Raw genomic sequence first — 18,077 nt, 5'->3', positions numbered from 1 at the left:
CTGAAAAGTGGCTACGCGCTCTACGGTGTGCTCGCGCTCGTCGCCGGAATCGGGATCGGGATCGTGTTCAGCCCGCAGGTCCCCGACGCCGTCCAGCCTTATCTACCGATTGCTGTGGTGGCGGCGCTCGATTCCGTGTTCGGTGGCCTGCGCGCTTACCTCGACGAGATCTTCGATGCCAAGGTCTTCGTGGTGTCTTTCGTGTTCAATGTCCTCGTTGCGGCGTTGATCGTGTGGCTCGGTGACCAACTGGGAGTTGGAACTCAGTTGTCGACCGCAATCGTCGTCGTGCTCGGGATCCGGATCTTCGGCAACGCGGCGGCCCTCCGCCGGCGACTGTTCGGGGCGTGATGAGCGTGGACGGTCAGGCACCCCCCGAAGCAACCGTGGGACCCCGGAGCGAGGGGCGGCACGAGGCTCCCGTGTCGACTGGCGGCCGGACGCGCTCCCGTCTCGGGTTCGGGTTGTTGGCGTTGTTGCTGATGGCGGCACTCGGCGTCGGGATCGCGACACAGGTGAGCAGCGCGGGTTCGGGCGACCACCTCGATTCCGCGCGTCCCGCGGACCTGCTCGCCGTGCTGGGCAATCTGAACCAGCGCGAGGCGGCGCTGCGGCAGGAGATCGCGGACCTCGAGCAGACGCTGTCGAAGCTCGAGGCAGGTGGGGGGAGTTCGAGCGCCGCGCTCGACGAAGCGAGGGCGCAGCTTTCAGCGCTGTCCATTCAGGTGGGAACGGTCGCAGCGACCGGCCCTGGCGTGATGCTCACCGTGCAGGATCCAGGCAAGGCGGTGGGCTCCGAGGTGCTGCTCGACGTCCTGCAGGAACTGCGCGCCGCAGGTGCCGAGGCGATCGAGATCAGCGGGTCGGGAACCGATCCGATCCGGATCGGCGTCGACTCGTGGGTCAGTGGCGGCGGTGGGAATGTCACGATCGACGGACGCAAGGTCTCTGCGCCCTTCCAGGTGATTGCCATCGGTGATCCGCCGACGCTGGCGGCCGCTCTCAACATCCCCGGAGGTGCGGTCGACGCGGTCGCACGGACCGGAGGCCGGTTGCAGATCGAGCAATCCATGCAGGTCACCATCGCCGCCTTGCGAGAGATCAAACCACGCAAATACGCTCAACCCGAGAACTGATCTTCTACGACCCACAGTCGAGTTGTCCCCGAAAGGAATCCACCGTGAGCGAGCTCGCCACCCCTGCCGATCTGCGATACACAGCAGAGCATGAATGGGTGCGACGCACCGGCCCGACGACAGTGCGTGTCGGCATCACCGATTTTGCGCAGTCGCAGCTCGGCGACGTGGTGTTCGTCCAACTTCCCGCTGAGGGTGAAGACGTGACCAAGGGCGAGTCGTTCGGCGAGGTGGAGTCGACCAAGAGCGTGTCCGACATCTTCGCGCCGCTGACTGCGAAAGTAGTTGGTGTGAACGCCGATCTGGAAGGTAGCCCGGAGCTGGTGAACGGCGAGCCCTACGGCGCGGGATGGCTCGTCGACCTCGAGGTCGAGAGCGAGGCCGCGCTGGACGAGGCGCTCGCGGTGACGCTGGATGCGGACGCGTACCGCGCGGTTTCCGAAAGCTGATCCCGGGCGGCAATTGCGAGACTTGACGGGTCTTCGAACGGCCTGTCCACCTACACGCGCCGCCACTGTCAGGGTACGGTCAAGGTGAGCGCAATGCCGTGTCGGTGTGCAGTTCCGCATCGGAATGTGATCGTGGCCGAGATCCGTCTGGGCCGAGTTGTATCGCGTGGCCCCGGGGCGTGAGAGGCCTTCTGGGCAAACGGACTGAGGAGGAGAAGCGGTGAGCGAAAACGACAACGATGCGGGTTACGGGGAGACACCGGCCGAGACCACATCGGTTTTTCGTGCGGATTTTCTCACCGAGATGGAGAGTGGGACCTCCCAGGCGGCCGAGGCTCCTGTCTCCGGGGTCGAAGGTTTGCCCGCCGGCTCTGCGCTCCTTGTGGTCAAGCGGGGACCCAACGCGGGCTCGCGCTTTCTACTCGATCAGCCGACCACTTCCGCGGGGCGTCACCCTGACAGTGACATCTTCTTGGACGACGTCACGGTGAGTCGAAGGCACGCGGAGTTCCGTCAGGATGACGACGAGTTCCAAGTGGTAGACGTGGGTAGTCTCAACGGCACTTATGTCAACCGTGAACCGGTCGACTCTGCGGTGCTCGCGAACGGCGACGAAGTTCAGATCGGCAAGTTCCGGTTGGTGTTCCTGACTGGGCCCCGGGACAACGCAGGTGGTACGCAGATCGGTGAGTCCGCGGCTGGTGCGGGCAACCAATGACAGCCGTTCGGCAGGGCGCCGCCGCAGGTATGTCCATCGGGACGGTACTTGATCGACTCCGTCCGGATTTCCCGGACGTGACGATCTCCAAGATCCGGTTCCTCGAGGCCGAGGGGTTGATCAGTCCTGAGCGGACACCGTCGGGCTATCGGCGGTTCTCCGCTGCGGACATCGAACGCTTGCGCTACGTCCTCACCGCACAGCGGGACCAGTACCTCCCGCTCAAGGTGATCAAGGAACAGTTGGAGGCGATCGACAAAGGGGTTGCGACGGTGGGCGCTGTGGACTCGGTTCCGCGGCGACCGCGCGCGTTGGCCGTCGCCCCGGGCGAGGTGTCGCCCGAAGAGTTCCGGACAGATCGTGAGGTCCGTATCAGTCGCGATGACCTGATCGCTCGATCGGACATCGACGACCGCTTCCTGAGCGAGCTGCTCCGCGGCGGCCTCGTGGTCCCAGGACCCGCCGGGTTCTTCGACGAGGACGCGGTCACTCTGGCGCGGACGGCGAAGTCGATGTCGGAGTTCGGTCTCGAGGTCCGACACCTGCGCGCATTCAAGTTGGCCGCGGACCGGGAAGCCGGCCTCGTCGGGCAGATTGCCGGACCCGTCGCCAAGGGCCGCGACGCCGGTGCCCGTGATCGTGCCGAGGAAATGGTTCGTGAACTCGCCGCGCTGTCGCTCACACTGCACACGTGCCTCGTGAAGGCTGCAGTGCGTGGGGCTCTCGATCGCTGACGGCCACAGCGGGAACGAATAGAATCGGGGAGTACGTCAAACGGGGCTCGTTCGCCGTTCGAGGTGGACCCGGTCACCGGTACGAGGTGGAGGACACGATGAGTGAGATGCGTGTGATCGGAATCCGTGTCGAACAGCCGCAGAACCAACCGGTGTTGCTGCTGCGCGAGAGCGATGGCGATCGATATCTGCCGATCTGGATCGGGCAGACCGAGGCCACCGCGATTGCGCTGGAACAGCAAGGCGTCGAACCCGCCCGTCCGCTCACGCACGATCTCATCAAGGACCTGCTCGAGGCATTGGGGCACACCCTGCTCGAGGTGCGGATCGTGGATCTTCAGGCCGGCACCTTCTATGCGGATCTGGTGTTCGAAGACAATGTGAGAGTGTCTGCACGGCCGTCGGATTCGATCGCGATCGCACTACGAATCGGTGTCCCGATCTTCGTGGAGGAAGCGGTTCTCGAGGAGGCTGGGCTGGTGATGCCGGACGAGCGCGAGGACGAGGTCGAGAAGTTCAAGGAATTCCTCGAGTCGGTCTCGCCTGATGACTTCAAGGCGACCGACGGTTGACCGCTACTCAACCTCAAGTTGAGGTTGAGAGTTTTGGGCGTGTCGCATTGACCGCGCTTGTACGGGGTTCTAGCGTCTGGGTCCGTAGTCTGGGTCCGTAAACGTCCGCCACGCCAGGTGTCCCGGGCGTACGCTGAGTGGATCCACCGTTCGGGTTTGCTCTGTTCACGAGTGGGTGGCTAGTAGCGCGGGGAAGCGATTGATTCCTCTCCTTGCCGGTCGGCCACTGAACGCGAAAAGGAGTAGTCCGTGGGAGATCAACCAGAGGAACAGCAGTTGAACCTCGTTGGCGAAGAGACCATCGAGGCGCCCATCCTCGACGAGGACGTGCAGCCAGGGTTGTTTCCCGACGACTCGATTCCCGACGACCTCGTCGGCTACCGAGTGCCGACCGCATGCCAGATCGCGGGCATCACGTACCGGCAGCTCGACTACTGGGCCCGTACCAATCTCGTCGTGCCCTCGATTCGAGGGGCCGCCGGATCCGGTAGCCAGCGTCTGTACTCGTTCAAGGACATTCTCGTCCTGAAGATCGTCAAGCGACTGCTCGACACCGGTATCTCCCTGCAGAACATCCGGGTGGCGGTCGACCACCTCCGCCGACGGGGTGTAGGAGACTTGGCGCGCATCACCTTGTTCTCCGACGGCACCACGGTCTACGAGTGCACGTCGCCGGAGGAGGTCGTGGACCTGCTTCAGGGCGGCCAAGGCGTCTTCGGCATAGCGGTGAGCGGCGCGATGCGCGAGCTGACCGGGAAGATCGCCGGCTTTCCCGCCGAGCGCGCCAGTGGAGGGGACGCCGCCGAACGTCCCGAGGACGAACTGGCGTCCCGACGCAAGAATCGCGGCGATCGTAAGACCGGGTAGCCGTGTTCTGGGCATTCGTCCAGGTGTCGTCCAGTGGCATAGACTGACGTAGCGTCGCCGCCGTACGGGAGAGTTCTGGACAGACTAAGAGTGCTGTTCGGACGCCGAAGGAGCAACACCTCCCCGTCAATCTCTCAGGCACCGAGGACCGTGCGGGCTACGACGCCTCTGGAGAGCGGTGGGAGCACCCACCCGCCCACGGGGAAAGGCGCGTAGCGTCCGCGGATCGTCGCGGATGCGGCGGCAGCCGAATCTCTCAGGCGCTCGGGATACCCGAGCAGGTGACAGAGGGGGAGGACCGTTCCACCCATGGAACGCATCCTGAACCTGACTTACCGCTTGGGAGTTCACTTGATCGAGCCTCGTAGCTACTCGTTCGCCGCCCGCCATGTCGGCCCCGACTCGGCAGAGCTATCACGCATCCTCGATGTCGTCGGCGTGGCCTCGCTCGACGAACTCGCTGCTCGTGCCGTACCCGCGAGCATTCTCGATCCTGCGACCGAGGGTGTTGCTGCCGGTCTCGACACGCTCGACGAGGCGCTGACCGAGCACGAGGCGCTTGCCGCGCTTGCTGCACTCGCCGACCAGAACACCGTCGCGACGTCGATGATCGGTCTCGGCTACTACGACACGCTGACCCCGCCAGTTCTCGTACGCAACATTCTCGAGAACCCGGCCTGGTACACGGCATACACGCCATACCAGCCGGAGATCAGCCAGGGGCGACTCGAGGCGCTGCTGAACTTCCAGACCATGGTCGGCGACCTGACCGGCATGGAGATCGCGAACTCGTCGATGCTGGACGAGGGCACCGCCGCCGCCGAGGCGATGACGCTGCTGCGCCGCGCGTCGCGTAGCAAGTCGCCTCGGTTCGTCATCGACACCGATCTGTTCCCGCAGACCCGCGCCATCGTGGTGACCCGGGCGGAGCCGCTCGGAATCGACATCATCGAGGCGGATCTCACGCAGGGTCTCCCGGACGGCGAGTTCTTCGGTGTCCTCACCCAGGTGCCGGGTGCCTCCGGTCGGGTGGTGGACCACTCGGCGATGATCGAGGCGGCGCACGAGCGAGGCGCGCTCGTTGCGGTCGGTGCCGATCTCCTCGCGCTGACCATGCTCACCCCTCCCGGCGAGATCGGCGCCGACGCGTGCTTCGGTACCACCCAGCGGTTCGGCGTCCCGATGGGCTTCGGCGGTCCGCACGCTGGGTATCTGGCCGTTCACACCAAGCACGCGCGGCAGCTTCCGGGCCGGCTCGTCGGTATCTCGGTGGACGCTGATGGTGACAAGGCCTATCGGCTGGCACTGCAAACCCGCGAACAGCACATCCGCCGTGAGAAGGCGACCAGCAACATCTGCACCGCACAGGTGCTGCTCGCCGTCGTCGCGGCTATGTACGCGAGCTACCACGGCGCCGAGGGACTGAAGGCCATCGCCCAACGCGTCCACGATCGGGCCGCGTATCTCGCGGCCGGACTGCGCACTGCCGGCGTGGAGGTCGTCCACGAACACTTCTTCGACACCGTTCTCGCACGGGTGCCGGGGCGCGCCATCGACGTCGTGGAGCAGGCGAAGGCGTGGGGCGTCAACCTGCGTTTGGTCGACGACGACCACGTGGGTGTCTCGTGCGACGAGGCGACTACTGGCGAGCACATCGAGTCGGTGCTTGCGGCTTTCGGGCTACCCTCCGACGTCGAGATCGCGCACTCGCCGACTCCGTTCGGAGACCGCGCCACCGCATTCCTGCAGCACGAGGCGTTCACGAAGTACCGCACCGAGACGGCGATGCTCCGCTACTTGAGGGCCCTGTCGGACAAGGACATCGCGCTCGATCGCAGCATGATTCCGCTCGGCTCGTGCACGATGAAACTCAATGCGACTGCCGAGATGGAGCCCATCACCTGGCCCGCCTTCGCGAGGCTTCATCCGTTCGCGCCGGCCGAGGACACGCCGGGCATGCTCGAGGTGATCTCGGACCTGGAGGACTGGCTGGTCGCCATCACGGGCTACGACGCGGTGAGCCTGCAGCCCAACGCCGGGAGCCAGGGCGAGTTCGCCGGGCTGCTGGCGATCCGCAACTACCACCTCAGCCGAGGGGACGACCATCGGGACACCTGCCTGATCCCGTCTAGTGCGCACGGCACCAACGCTGCGTCGGCGGTGATGGTCGGAATGCGTGTCGAGGTCGTCGCATGCCGTGAGAACGGCGATGTGGACCTCGACGACCTGCGTGCCAAGATCGCCGATCACGCCGAACGTTTGGCGGCGATCATGATCACCTACCCATCGACGCACGGCGTCTACGAAGAAGAGGTCGGGGAGATCTGCGCGGCAGTACACGACGCCGGAGGGCAGGTGTACGTCGACGGCGCGAACCTGAACGCACTCGTCGGACTTGCCCGGCCAGGCCGGTTCGGTGGCGACGTGAGCCACCTGAACCTGCACAAGACGTTCTGCATCCCGCACGGCGGTGGCGGCCCGGGCGTCGGCCCGATCGGCGTCCGCTCACACCTCGCGCCGTTCCTCCCGGGTCACCCGATGGCTCCCGAACTCGGTGATTCGGGGCCGGTGTCCGCGGCACCGTACGGTAGCGCGTCGATCCTGCCGATCACATGGATGTACATCAAGATGATGGGCGCCAAGGGCCTGCGCCGCGCCTCTTTGACCGCGATAGCGTCGGCCAACTACATCGCCCGGCGACTCGACGAGTCCTTCCCCGTCCTGTACACGGGTGAGAACGGCATGGTCGCGCACGAGTGCATCCTGGACCTGCGTCCGCTCACCAAGGAGACGGGCGTGACGGTCGATGATGTCGCGAAACGTCTCGCCGACTACGGGTTCCACGCGCCGACGATGAGCTTCCCTGTGGCCGGCACCCTGATGGTGGAGCCGACCGAGAGCGAGAACCTCGATGAGATCGACGAGTTCTGTGAAGCAATGATCGCGATCCGCCGTGAAATCGATCGGGTCGGGGCAGGGGAGTGGCCCGTCGACGACAATCCGCTGCGCGGCGCCCCGCACACCGCTGCGTGCTTGGTTTCCGAGTGGAAGCACCCGTACTCGCGAGAGATCGCGGTCTACCCGCGCGGAAAGGGGAGTGACTCCCGCCCCAAGGTGTGGCCCGCTGTCCGCCGCATCGACGGAGCCCGCGGCGACCGCAACCTCGTGTGTTCGTGCCCACCGATCGAGGCGTTCACCAGCTAGTCGATCGACGGTCGACGGCCCGGATGCTCCCATAGAACATCCGGGCCGTCGACGCTTCTGGCAGACGATCGCAACGAACTCGGTATGGGACGGAAACCTAACAAAGCCAGAACCGACTAAACGCTGACCAACCGCTATGAAGGGCAAATCAGCGTCTGCACCACGCGTGATCTCGGCCTGAGTGCCTGAGTGGGGTAGGGGTCCGGAGCCGGCGTGGGCCGTGAACGGCGGGGTTCAGGGTTTTGTGAAGTTGCGGGTACGCCCGGGCGTTCCTGGATCTCGTCCGGCCACATAGGGGGCGTACGGAGGTCGGGCCGACAGTTGGTTCCGTTCCGGCAGAAGGCGAGACGGCCTCTCCGTCTGGTCTCGCAATCGCCGTGTGGTCCGGGCACCCGTCTTCCGGGGCAGAAATCGGAGGCGGACGGAACCAAATAAATACCCGAACTCATTCGCAACGAAACACGTAGAGACAACCAAATCCTCTACAACAAGAGTTCCCCGAAAGCGCCACCGATAGCGGGCCCTTGAGTGGAGGGGACCGCGATCAACGTGCCACCAGTCTGGTCGGCGACTGCTTGCAGTGTCTCCTGGTCGCTGTTGTCATCGATCGAGACGACGTCGATGCGCACGGGGTGTACGGCACGGGTGAGTGCTGACGTCAGTTGCTCTCTGGTGGTGGAGGTGTCGTCGTTGGGGCCGTCGGTGATGAGCAGGATCGAATTTGGGCGTCCCTCGACGAACCCGTCGACTGCACTCTCGTGCGCGGCGATCAGGGACGCGTAGGTCGATGTTGCGGTGGCCGGGCGCAGGGACCGCAGCGCGGTTTCGAGCCGCTCTCGACGATCGTTCTCGTCCATCGGACCGGTCGGCACCTCGATCCGATACGGCTCGCTTCCGTTGAGGCCGCGGCTGTACACCCACAGGCCGACGTCGGACCCGTTCGGAAGTGCCGCGATCCGTTCGGAAAGCGCGCCGACGGTGTTACTCATCCGGGTACCCGTTCCGTCGTTGTCGCCCATGGATCCAGAGATGTCGAGCAGGATGGTCGTGGCCTGCGGGATGACAGGGCTGGCGAACGTCTCGGCCAATTGCGTTGCGGCGGGCCCGGTGGCCGGCGCGAGGACCTGCACGAGCGGCGGCATTGGGGTCCAGTCGGTCGACGGTGGCGTCTTGTCGCCGACGCGGAAGCCTGCGTCGACGAGGTCCTGTACTTGCTCGGGTTGGCTCAGGAAATCCAGGAACTGGGCGGCGGCGCGGCTGAGGGTCTCGTCGACCCACGGCGCCGCGAGGATCGCGGCTGGATGGTCGGCGACCGGCGTGGCGCCGGATGGGGCGAACGCGACCAGGTGCTGTGCTCTTTCTCCCGCGGCGTAGATCTGCTGTTCGGTGGCAGGGACGGCGTGGAACGGCGCTTGCGCGGGGTTGTTTTGGTTGGCGAGCGCGGTGAGCGCATCGGGCGTGGACGCCGGGGCTCCCTCGATTGCCGTGCTGCTGTTGGCGAGCGCGGCGATCGCGGTGGTGACTCGCGGGGAGGCGGCCTGGGCCGCGTCGAGAGGCCCGGTGCCGACAGTCGCGGTCGCGGCGGCGACCGCGTCGAGGACGGAGGTGGTGGCCCCGGATCCGGTACCGGTGGGAAGTGCGAGTTTCAGGCTGCCCCAGCCGTCGAGTCCGACCTCAGCGAGCGTGTCCGTGCCCGACTGCAATGCAGGAAGATTCTGCCAGTTGATTCTGGCCTCGGTGAGGGCGCGGCCGAGTTCCTGGGGGACCGCGACAACGACTGGACTGAAGGCGACGGACTTCGGTTGGCCGTCGATGGCGCCGGTTCCGGAAAGCCGGTTGACCGCCTCACCGGTGGCAGGGATCCACAGTGCCGGTGCGGGGCCGAGGTCGGCGTTCCAGGGACCCTGCGGTGCTGCGGACAGCGTGCCCGTGACGGCGGCGGAATCGGCATCGTGCACTGATACCGACACGCAGTGGTCCCGGATCACCGGGCGGGTCTCGGTGAAGCGGGCAGCGAGTTCGCGGAGCGGGCCGGCGATGTCGGGGTCGGCGGCGACGACGAGCGTGGCGTCACCCTCGACGCATGCTCCGGCCGCCGCCGTGCCTTGACTGCTCGTGCGATCCTTCAACTGGAACCAGCCGATGACGCCGAGCACGAGAACGATCACCGTCACTGCCGAGATGATCGGGCCCTTGCTCACGCCACGGAATCGTCGATCGTTGCGATGCCGTCCCACGAAAACCGCCTTGCTCTTCACTCGGTCGGTTCGGGGCCCGACCAGCCCTGACGAACGCAGTCTAGTGACGATCGGGGCTTCGCGACGGGCGCGACCCCGAATCCTCCGTCGAGGAGTCGGGGCCGCCTGCGTCGCGAGCGTAGCGATTCGTCTCAGCTGAGGTGATGAACCTCTGGTAATCCGTAGACCGGGGTCGGGATTCCCTCGTACCTGGCCTTCAACTGCAGGCCGAGGTACAGGGAGTACTGCCGCGCCTGTGCCAGATTTCCGCCCTGGAACCACAGCGCTTCCTGCCGGGTGGGCTTCCACATGTTGCGCAGCTCGCCCTCCCATGGACCCGGATCCTTGGTGGTGTCGGAGCCGAGACCCCAACACTTGCCGACCTTGTCGGCCACGTCCTGACCCATGAGGTCGGCGGCCCAGCCGTTCATCGAGCCGTAGCCGGTGGCGTAGACGACCAGGTCGGCTGGCAGCTCGGTACCGTCGGTGAGCACCACGGCATCTTCGGTCAGCCGTTCCACCTGACCCGACGCGAGGTGGATGCTGCCGTCGGCGACCAGGTCCGACGCACCGACATCGATGTAGTAGCCGGAGCCGCGACGCAAGAACTTCATGGAGAGCCCCGACCCGTCGTCCCCGAAATCGAGTTTGAAACCGGCCTTCAAGAGCCGGTCGTAGAGGCCCTTGTCCCGTTCGGCAACTTTCTCGTAGATCGGGATCTGGAACTCGGGCATGATCTTGTAGGGCAGTGACGCCGTTGTGAGGTCGGCCTTCTCCGTTGTAATGCCGGCCGCGAGGGCACGCTCCGAATACAGGTCTCCGAGTCCGAGATCCATCAGCGTCTCCGACTTGACCACATTGGTGGACGAACGCTGGACCATCGTCACGTCGGCACCGTTCAGGTACAACGCCTGGCAGATGTCATGAGCTGAGTTGTTCGAGCCGACCACCACGACACGCTTGCCGGCGTAGGCGTCGGCCCCCGGGTGCTGACTGGAATGATGCTGCTCGCCGCGGAACACGTCCTGACCGGGGAAGTCCGGGACGTTGGGCTTGCCGTGCATCCCGGTCGCGAGCACGACATGCTTCGGGTGCAGCACCACGCGCTGCCCGGCGCGATCGAGGACGACGGTCCACTCCTCGAGCTCCTCGTCGAAATTCGCTGACATGCACGTGGTGGAGGCCCAATACGGAATTTCCATCAAATTCGTGTAGCCCTCGAGCCAGTCGCCGATCTTGTCCTTGGGTGAGAACACCGGCCAGTTTTCGGGGAAGGGCAAGTAGGGGAGGTGGTCGTACCAGACCGGGTCGTGCAGGCACAGTGACTTGTACCGTTTGCGCCATTGGTCGCCGGCCCGTTCATGCTTGTCGACGACAAGCGCTGGAACAGCGAGCTGACGCAGCCGCGCGCCCAGCGCGATACCGGCTTGGCCGCCGCCGACCACCAGCACATACGGCTGTCGGGTGTACCCGAGTTCCCGCTCTTCGATCTCGCGCTTTTCCGCCCAGGTCCGGGTGGCTCCGCGGGGACCGTGGACCGCACCGTTGACACGACGGGGCCCGAGCCGCTCTTCGAAGCCTTTCAACTCCTCCATCGTGGTCAGGAGGGTCCACGCATCGTCGCCCTTCAGCCGCAGGTGCCCCTTGCCTCGGCCGATCGCTGTCTCGAACTCGATGAACGCGGACGTGACGCCGTTGTCTTCCTCCGGCACCTCGCTGGTGCGGAAGTTCGACGGGTCGGTGTCCTCGAGCCGTGCCTGAAGCATCTCGGTGACGCCGTCGCGGCCCTCGACGGTGGCGATATTCCAGGTGAAGGCCACCAGGTCGCGCCAAAAACTGTCGACCTTGAACATGCGCGCGACGCGGTCGATGTCGCGGTCGGAGAGGGCGGACTCGAAGCTCGCCAACCACAGATCGACTCGCTCTTGGGGGGTCAAGGTCATTTGGTCAGAAGGCGGCAGGACTGACTTCGTCATGGGTCTCTCCTTCGCTCCGCGCCCCAGAGTAGAGCGCTGCAGTGGCGGCCCGGATATGTCAAAGCAACGGAGATGTCACAGCAGGGGCAGCGGAGCGTGCGTCCGGCCGCGCTACATACAGGGTCGAGCCGTCTCAGCTGAGGTGATGGACCTCTGGTAATCCGTAGACCGGGGTCGGGATTCCCTCGTACCTGGCCTTCAACTGCAGGCCGAGGTACAGGGAGTACTGCCGCGCCTGTGCCAGGCTTCCGCCGTGGAACCACAGTGCTTCCTGCCGTGTGGGCTTCCACATGTTGCGCAGCTCTCCCTCCCATGGACCCGGATCCTTGGTGGTGTCGGAGCCGAGTCCCCAGCATTTGCCGACTTTGTCGGCCACGTCCTGACCCATGAGGTCGGCGGCCCAGCCGTTCATCGGGCCGTAGCCGGTGGCGTAGACGACCAGGTCGGCTGGCAGCTCGGTGCCGTCGGTGAGAACTACTGCGTTCTCGGTGAGTCGTTCCACCTGACCCGATGCGAGGTGGATGCTGCCGTCGGCGACCAGGTCCGACGCTCCGGCGTCGAGGTGGTAGCCGGAGCCGCGACGCAGGTACACCATCGCGAACCCTGACCTGTCGTCCGCGAAATCGAGTTTGAATCCAACCCTTTCGAGCCGGTCGTGCAGGTCCCTGTCTCGCTCGGCGACCTTCTTGTAGATCGGGATCTGGAACTCGGGCATGATCTTGTAGGGCAGCGACGCAGCTGTGAGGTCGGCCTTCTCCGTCGTCATGCCGGCCGCGAGTGCGCGCTCCGAATACAGGTCACCGAGCGCGAGATCCATCAGTGTTTCCGACCTCACCACGTACATGGGCGAACGCTGCACCATCGTCACGTCGGCACCGTTCTCGTACAACGCCTGGCAGATGTCATGAGACGAGTTGCCGGCCCCGATCACCACGACATGCTTGCCGGCGTAGGCGTCGGGCCCCGGGTGCTGACTGGAATGATGCTGCTCGCCGCGGAACACCTCCCGACCCGGAAAGTCTGGGACATGGGGCTTGCCTTGCATCCCGGTCGCGAGCACGACGTGTTTCGGGTGCACCACTATCTCTTGACCGGCATGGTCGAGGACGACGGTCCACTCCTTCGTGCCCCCGTCGAACTTCGCTGACCTGCAGGTGGTGGACACCCAGTACGGGATCTCCATCACCTTCGTGTACATCTCGAGCCAGTCGCCGATCTTGTCCTTTGGCGAGAACACCGGCCAATTGTCGGGAAAGGGCAGATACGGGAGGTGATCGAACCAGACCGGATCGTGCAGGCACAGCGACTTGTACCGGTTTCGCCATTGGTCGCCGGGCCGTTCGTTCTTGTCGACGACAAGCGCCGGAACAGCGAGCTGACGCAGCCGCGCACCCAACGCGATTCCGCTCTGGCCGCCGCCGACCACCAGCACGTACGGCTGTCGGGTGTAGCCGAGTTCCCGCGCCTCGATCTCGCGCTTTTCCGCCCAGGTCTGGGTGGCTCCACGCGGACCGTGCACCGCACCGTTGACGCGGCGGGACCCGCGCCGCTCCTCGTAGCCTTTCAACTCCTCCATCGTGGTGAGGAGGGTCCACGCCTTGTCACCCCTGAGCCGCAGGTGCCCTTTGCCTCTTCCGGTCGCTGTCTCGAACTCGATCAACGCGGACGTGACACCGTCCACTTCCTGCGGCGCCTCACTGGTACGGAAGTTCGACGGATCAGTGTCCACGAGCCGCGCCCGAAGCATCGCCTTGATGCCGTCGCGGCCCTCGACCGTCGCGATGTTCCAGGTAAAGGCCACCAGGTCGCGCCAGAAACTGTCGACAGAGAACATCGCCGCCGCATGGTCGATGTCGCGGTCGGAGAGGGCGGACTCGAAGCTCGCCAACCACAGATCGACTCGCTCTTGGGGGGTCAAGGTCATTTGGTCAGAGCGCGCCAGGACTGACTTCGTCATGTGCCGCTCCTCACACTCCGCAACCAGAGTAGCGGCGCCCGTGGTGTCCCGGAGGTCACCACAGGTGACAGCGAACCGCTCGTCACGGTGGCACCCACATGCCGACGAGTGAAGACACCCCAGGGAGTGCTTCTCGGGCCATGCGCGGCCCGAGAAGCACTCCCTGGTGAGGTCAGGCGGGATCGGCGGACTACGCCCCGGCCACGGCGGCCTTGTACTCGCGCCGGCGGCGGTGCAGGATCGGCTCGGTGTAGCCGCTCGGCTGCTTGCCGCCTTCGAGGATCAGCTCCTTGGCTGCCTGGAACGCGATGCTGGCATCGAAGTTCGGGGCCATCGGCCGGTAGGCGGCGTCATCGGAGTTCTGGCGGTCGACGACCGGCGCCATCCGCTCGAGGCTCGCTACGACGTCGGCCTCGGAGACGATGTCGTGCCGCAGCCAGTTAGCCAGCAGCTGGCTCGAGATGCGCAGCGTCGCCCGGTCTTCCATGAGCGCGACGTCGTGGATGTCGGGCACCTTGGAGCAGCCGACGCCGGCGTCGATCCAGCGCACCACGTAACCGAGGATCGACTGGCAGTTGTTGTCGAGTTCCTGCTGCTTCTCGGCGTCGGACCAGTCGGTGCTGGGGGCGAGCGGGATCGTCAGGATCTCGTCGATGGTGGCACGCGGCTTGCCCTTCAGCTGGTCCTGGACCGCGAACACGTCCACCCGGTGGTAGTGGGTGGCGTGCAGGGTCGCTCCCGTCGGGGACGGCACCCACGCGGTGTTGGCGCCCGCCTTCGGGTGGCCGATCTTCTGCTCGAGCATGTCAGCCATCAGGTCGGTCATGGCCCACATGCCCTTACCGATCTGTGCCTTGCCCTGCAGGCCGCGCTCCAGGCCAGTGTCGACGTTCCAATCCTCGTAGGCGGCGATCCATGTCTGCTTCTTCATGTCGGCCTTGCGCACCATCGCGCCGGCCTCCATCGAGGTGTGGATCTCGTCGCCGGTGCGGTCGAGGAAGCCGGTGTTGATGAACACCACCCGCTGGTCCGCTTCCTTGATGCAGGCGGCGAGGTTGACGGTGGTGCGCCGCTCCTCGTCCATGATGCCCACCTTGAGTGTGTTCGCCGGCAGTCCGAGGACCTCCTCGACGCGGCCGAACAGCTCGGTCGTGAAAGCGACCTCCTCCGGGCCGTGCTGCTTGGGCTTGACGATGTAGATCGAGCCGGTGCGCGAGTTGCTCAGCGGTCCGTGCTGGTCGTCGACGCTCAGGCCGTGAGTCGCGCATGCGCTGGTCACGAGGGCGTCGAGGATGCCCTCGGGCAGTTCGTTGCCGTCGGCGTCGAGGACCGCCGGGTTGGTCATCAGGTGTCCGACGTTGCGGACGAACAGCAGCGAGCGTCCGTGAAGGGTCAGCTCGTCGCCGTCCGGGGTGGTGTAGGTGCGGTCGCCGTTGAGCGTGCGGGTGACCGTCTTGCCTCCCTTGGCGAACTCCTCGGACAGGTCGCCGCGGTTGAGGCCCAGCCAATTGCGGTAGCCGACGACCTTGTCGTCGGCATCGACCGCCGCAACGGAGTCCTCGAAGTCCATGATCGTGGTGACCGCGGACTCGAGCACGACGTCCTTGACGCCGGCGCCGTCGGTCCGGCCGATCGGGGAGCTGGGGTCGATCTCGATCTCGATGTGCAGGCCGTGGTTGCGCATCAGCACCGAGGCCGGGGAGTCCTTCTCACCGAGATAGCCGACGAGCTTCTCCGGCTGCGCGAGCCCGGTGATGACCTCGCCACCCAGTTCGACGCGCAGCTCGGTGCCGTCGACGAAGTAGCGAGTGGCTTCGGCGTGCGAGCCCTTGGCCAGGGGAGCGGCGGTGTCGAGGAACCCTCGGGCCCAAGCGATGACCTTGTCGCCGCGGACCTTGTTGTAGCCGGGCTTTCCACCGGGCGCCTTCTCCGCGCCGCCCTCCTCGGAGATCGCGTCGGTGCCGTACAGCGCGTCGTACAGGGAACCCCAGCGGGCGTTGGACGCGTTGAGCGCGAAGCGGGCGTTGAGGACGGGCACGACGAGCTGCGGTCCGGCGGTGGTGGCGATCTCCGCGTCGACGTTCGCGGTCTCGATCTGGAACGGAGCCGGCTCGGGCAGCAGGTACCCGATCTGTTGCAGGAATGCCTTGTACTCGGTGGTGTCGATCGGCTGGCCAACCCGCTCGCGATGCCAGGTGTCGATCTGCGCCTGCAGGTCGTCACGCTTGGCGAGCAGCGCCTTGTTCTTCGGTGCCAGGTCGGCAAAGACCTTACCCGCACCCTCCCAGAACGCATCGGCGCTGACGCCGGTGCCCGGAAGGGCCTCGTCGTTCACGAAGTCGTAGAGAACCTTGGCGACCTGAAGACCACCGACCTGCACGCGTTCAGTCATTGAACTGCCTCACTTTTCCGGTACCAACGGCGCTGTAGGGCATGGCCACTGGACGGGCACACGCGGGGACGCCGAACGGGACGACAACAATGAATGTTACCCGGCGGTAGCTTCCGGAAGCAGGTCGGTCCGGTGCCGCTGCCGCGGGATCGATACAACCAGCGCGGAGCTGAGGCGCGTGCGGTGGGCGCCGACTGCGCTCGGACGAGAAGGTGCGCGTCCGGATGCAGGCTCGATCATGAAAGGCGAGTTGGCCGATCGTGCATAGATGATACGGCCCGGGCAGTTTCGGTCGTCCGCCCGGGTCGTCGCTGTCAACTCGTGGTCGCTACTTCTCGATCGATGCCCGCATCCGAACGTTGCCGAGCATGCGGCTGACGACCAGCGCCGTGATTCGGCGCGTCCCCAGTCGCGGGCCGAGTGCGGACAACTTGTTCGTCCAACCGGACATGACGCTCGGCGGAGGGTTGCGGCGGTCGAGGGTTCGGAACGTGGTGTTCATCACCTGTTCTGCTGTTTGCATGTGCCCGGCGGCGGCCTGCTGCGTGCCGACTACGTCGAAGAACTCGGTGTGCGTCGGGCCCGGGGAGACCGCGAGCACTGTCAGTCCGGTACCCCGGGCCTCGGCCCACAGCGCCTCGGTGAAGTGGAGGACGAACGCCTTGGTTGCGGCGTACACGGCCATACCGGGAACCGGCTGGTATGCGGTGCTGCTGGCGATGTTCATCAGTAGGCCGCGCCCGCGGAGCAGATCGGGCAGGAAGACGTGTGACAACTCGACGAGCGTGGTGACGTTGAGCTGGATCGCGGAGGTCATCCGATCCAGGTCGGCGGACGCGAAGTCGCCGTGCATGCCGAACCCGGCGTTGTTGACGAGGGAGTCGATGCGGATGTCGCGTGCGGTCAGTTCGCTCTTGAGCTTTTGGGCGACGCCGGGCGCGGAGAGGTCCATCGGGAGGACGGTGACCGACACGCTGTGCTTGTCGCGGATCTCGGTCGCAAGCTCCTCGAGCCGGTCAGCGCGGCGGGCGACGAGGACGAGGTTTGCCCCTCGCTCGGCGAAGCGCCGGGCGAAGTCGCTGCCGAGGCCCGCGCTGGCGCCGGTGATGAGGACGGTCGATCCGGATACGTCGACAGACATGCTTCTCCTAGTTGTTGAGTGCCACCGAATGTAGTCACTGACACCAATGTAGTCAATGGCAACATTGCGTTACGCTGTTGCCATGTCCGACGCCGAACAGCCGTACCACCATGGGAGTCTGCGCCAGGTGCTGCTCACGCGCGCCGAGAGCACCCTCGAGGAGGACGGCGTCGACGGCATCTCTCTTCGGCGACTCGCGAGGGAGGCTGGAGTCAGTCACGCGGCACCCAGCAAACATTTCCGGGATCGGCAGGCCCTGCTCGACGCGCTCGTCGAGTCGGGGTTCCGACGCCTGACGGAGGCGCTCGAGCAGGCATTCGACGAGGCGGAACCGCATGCCCGTGCCCGACTAGGTGCACTCGCGAGTGCCTACGTGACGTTCGCTCTCACCCACCGCGAGTTGCTCGCACTGATGTACAGCAGCAAGCAAGCGCCCGGGGCCGCCGCCGCGGTGGTGGAGGCCGGCCGCACGCCGATGGATCTGACCGTCCGGATCGTCACCGAGGCCCAGGCAGCGGGGGACATCGGTCCCGGCGACCCCTTGCACATTGCCCTCGTCGCGTTCGCCACCTTCCACGGCGTCGCCGCTGTAGCCGCCGGCGGAATGCTCTACGGGGCCTCGGTCGACGAGGTGGTTGCCGCGGCATCCGACACGTTCTGGCGAGGTCTCATTCTGGAGTAAGAGTGCGCCTAT

14 protein-coding genes and 1 riboswitch are annotated in these 18,077 nt (G+C 65.6%); of the genes, 9 read left to right on the top strand and 5 right to left on the bottom strand.

The genetic code is table 11. The features are described from left to right. The 8 genes from EGT50_RS07295 (at window position 1) to gcvP (ending at window position 7,680) form a co-directional block, all read left to right on the top strand. Window positions 1-351, top strand: a complete 351-nt coding sequence (locus tag EGT50_RS07295) for a small basic family protein (RefSeq protein ID WP_206615774.1) — start codon at window positions 1-3, stop codon at window positions 349-351. Continuing rightward, window positions 351-1,136 carry a DUF881 domain-containing protein gene (locus tag EGT50_RS07290; RefSeq protein WP_127952330.1) on the top strand — a complete coding sequence of 262 codons (786 nt, stop codon included), beginning with the start codon at window positions 351-353 and terminating at the stop codon, window positions 1,134-1,136. Before EGT50_RS07295 ends, EGT50_RS07290 begins: the two co-directional genes overlap by 1 nt. A 44-nt stretch (window positions 1,137-1,180) precedes the next feature. Further along, window positions 1,181-1,585, top strand: a complete 405-nt coding sequence (gene gcvH / locus EGT50_RS07285; RefSeq protein ID WP_127952049.1) for a glycine cleavage system protein GcvH — start codon at window positions 1,181-1,183, stop codon at window positions 1,583-1,585. A 220-nt stretch (window positions 1,586-1,805) separates the two neighbouring features. Further along, window positions 1,806-2,303 (top strand): glycogen accumulation regulator GarA, encoded by a 498-nt coding sequence (gene garA, locus EGT50_RS07280; protein WP_127952046.1) that lies wholly within the window; start codon window positions 1,806-1,808, stop codon window positions 2,301-2,303. Continuing rightward, window positions 2,300-3,037 (top strand): transcriptional regulator FtsR, encoded by a 738-nt coding sequence (ftsR, locus tag EGT50_RS07275; RefSeq protein ID WP_127952043.1) that lies wholly within the window; start codon window positions 2,300-2,302, stop codon window positions 3,035-3,037. Before garA ends, ftsR begins: the two co-directional genes overlap by 4 nt. Before the next feature lie 98 nt (window positions 3,038-3,135). Further along, complete coding sequence (locus tag EGT50_RS07270; RefSeq protein ID WP_127946794.1) at window positions 3,136-3,609, top strand: bifunctional nuclease family protein; 474 nt, start codon at window positions 3,136-3,138, stop codon at window positions 3,607-3,609. A gap of 249 nt (window positions 3,610-3,858) precedes the next feature. Next, on the top strand, window positions 3,859-4,476 hold the full coding sequence (locus EGT50_RS07265; protein WP_127952038.1) for a MerR family transcriptional regulator: 618 nt from the start codon (window positions 3,859-3,861) through the stop codon (window positions 4,474-4,476). 55 nt (window positions 4,477-4,531) lie between these two features. Then, a riboswitch (glycine riboswitch) is annotated at window positions 4,532-4,637 on the top strand. A gap of 148 nt (window positions 4,638-4,785) precedes the next feature. Then, window positions 4,786-7,680, top strand: a complete 2,895-nt coding sequence (gcvP, locus tag EGT50_RS07260) for an aminomethyl-transferring glycine dehydrogenase (protein WP_408014610.1) — start codon at window positions 4,786-4,788, stop codon at window positions 7,678-7,680. A gap of 482 nt (window positions 7,681-8,162) precedes the next feature. Here the strand turns inward: gcvP and EGT50_RS07255 are convergent, their stop codons facing one another. From EGT50_RS07255 to EGT50_RS07235, 5 genes are all read right to left on the bottom strand, one after another. Further along, entirely contained in the window at window positions 8,163-9,881 is a 1,719-nt protein-coding gene (locus EGT50_RS07255; protein WP_235870620.1) for a substrate-binding domain-containing protein, read from the bottom strand. A 188-nt stretch (window positions 9,882-10,069) separates the two neighbouring features. Next, a complete protein-coding gene (locus EGT50_RS07250) occupies window positions 10,070-11,893 on the bottom strand; it encodes an NAD(P)/FAD-dependent oxidoreductase (RefSeq protein ID WP_127952032.1) in 1,824 nt (607 codons plus the stop codon). A 133-nt stretch (window positions 11,894-12,026) separates the two neighbouring features. Then, window positions 12,027-13,850: a flavin-containing monooxygenase gene (locus tag EGT50_RS07245; protein WP_127952029.1), complete on the bottom strand. Its 1,824-nt coding sequence runs from the start codon at window positions 13,848-13,850 to the stop codon at window positions 12,027-12,029. Window positions 13,851-14,040: 190 nt separating this feature from the next. Beyond that, complete coding sequence (locus tag EGT50_RS07240) at window positions 14,041-16,242, bottom strand: malate synthase G (RefSeq protein WP_127952026.1); 2,202 nt, start codon at window positions 16,240-16,242, stop codon at window positions 14,041-14,043. Window positions 16,243-16,570: 328 nt separating this feature from the next. After that, window positions 16,571-17,383 (bottom strand): SDR family NAD(P)-dependent oxidoreductase, encoded by an 813-nt coding sequence (locus tag EGT50_RS07235; RefSeq protein ID WP_127952024.1) that lies wholly within the window; start codon window positions 17,381-17,383, stop codon window positions 16,571-16,573. Between the two features lie 82 nt (window positions 17,384-17,465). Between EGT50_RS07235 and EGT50_RS07230 the strand changes: the two genes are divergently transcribed. Beyond that, on the top strand, window positions 17,466-18,065 hold the full coding sequence (locus EGT50_RS07230; protein ID WP_127952022.1) for a TetR/AcrR family transcriptional regulator: 600 nt from the start codon (window positions 17,466-17,468) through the stop codon (window positions 18,063-18,065). Window positions 18,066-18,077: the final 12 nt, after the last annotated feature.

The sequence above is a fragment of the Rhodococcus xishaensis genome (genome assembly GCF_004011825.1).
GTDB lineage: Bacteria > Actinomycetota > Actinomycetes > Mycobacteriales > Mycobacteriaceae > Prescottella > Prescottella xishaensis.
This window is presented reverse-complemented; position numbering and strand designations above follow the sequence as displayed.

Coding starts and splice junctions, on each gene's coding strand:
- EGT50_RS07290 (WP_127952330.1), top strand. CDS start 351: ATGAGCGTGGACGGTCAGGCACCCCCCGAAGCAACCGTGGGACCCCGG.
- ftsR (WP_127952043.1), top strand. CDS start 2,300: ATGACAGCCGTTCGGCAGGGCGCCGCCGCAGGTATGTCCATCGGGACG.
- EGT50_RS07270 (WP_127946794.1), top strand. CDS start 3,136: ATGAGTGAGATGCGTGTGATCGGAATCCGTGTCGAACAGCCGCAGAAC.
- gcvP (WP_408014610.1), top strand. CDS start 4,786: ATGGAACGCATCCTGAACCTGACTTACCGCTTGGGAGTTCACTTGATC.
- EGT50_RS07250 (WP_127952032.1), bottom strand. CDS start 11,893: ATGACGAAGTCAGTCCTGCCGCCTTCTGACCAAATGACCTTGACCCCC.
- EGT50_RS07245 (WP_127952029.1), bottom strand. CDS start 13,850: ATGACGAAGTCAGTCCTGGCGCGCTCTGACCAAATGACCTTGACCCCC.
- EGT50_RS07240 (WP_127952026.1), bottom strand. CDS start 16,242: ATGACTGAACGCGTGCAGGTCGGTGGTCTTCAGGTCGCCAAGGTTCTC.
- EGT50_RS07235 (WP_127952024.1), bottom strand. CDS start 17,383: ATGTCTGTCGACGTATCCGGATCGACCGTCCTCATCACCGGCGCCAGC.
- EGT50_RS07230 (WP_127952022.1), top strand. CDS start 17,466: ATGTCCGACGCCGAACAGCCGTACCACCATGGGAGTCTGCGCCAGGTG.